At 43.7% G+C, this 765-nt stretch carries 1 pseudogene; it reads right to left on the reverse strand.

What is annotated here, in order from left to right:
• Positions 1-765 (reverse strand): annotated as a pseudogene (locus tag HMPREF2959_RS07835) (hypothetical protein); the annotation flags it as partial.

The following is a 765-nucleotide window of genomic DNA, read 5'->3' on the forward strand; positions in this document are numbered from 1 at the left end:
AACCGCTGCCGCCCTCCAAGTAATCATTACCGGCGCCGCCGATCAGAGTGTCGTTACCGTCATTACCATATAAAGAAACATTTTTATTATGACCAAAGCCTACATTTTGCAGGATATCATCTGCTTGCGTACCCGATGTTTTAGCTAATAATGCAACGGTCTCCTGACCCAACACTTTCTGGTAATCTTCAAATTTACCTGCTTTTTTTGCCTCCTCCACATAATCGGCCATTAGTCTTCGGCCTTCATACCAAGAACGAAGTTCGCCATATGCAAGCATCTCGGCCAAATCCACAAAAGCTTTTTGCGGATTAGTTTCTTTGACATGGTTAAATGCTTGAACAAGACCACTAAAATCCAAAGTGAACGTATCATTTTCCATTTTGAAACTGATTTGATTCAAATATGGCTGCAAACGGGTTTGGAACAACAGGTTTTGGTAGATGTTTTTGGCGAGATGGTCGTATGTATCGTTGGTTACTTTGACGATATTAAGCGCGTCTTCTTCGCTCATGTAATAAAGCGTGCTGGAATCCTGCCCCGTGTAGGCATCAAGCACGGCAATGCGGTCGCGGGCGGCGTCAATAGCTGCTTTAGCTTTATCAGAAAGGGAAACTAAAGCGTTCTTTTTTAGTTGTGCTACTTGGGATGGTGTCAGTGCAATACCTTCATTAGCCGTTTGCGTCCAATCGGTTGAAAGTCGCATTGGCGATTTTTTGCCCCAGTTCGAATCGGTTTCCGCCCATTTGTGAATCAAATTATCTA

The sequence above is a fragment of the Neisseria sp. HMSC070F02 genome, assembly GCF_001814225.1.
Classification (GTDB): Bacteria; Pseudomonadota; Gammaproteobacteria; order Burkholderiales; family Neisseriaceae; genus Neisseria; species Neisseria meningitidis.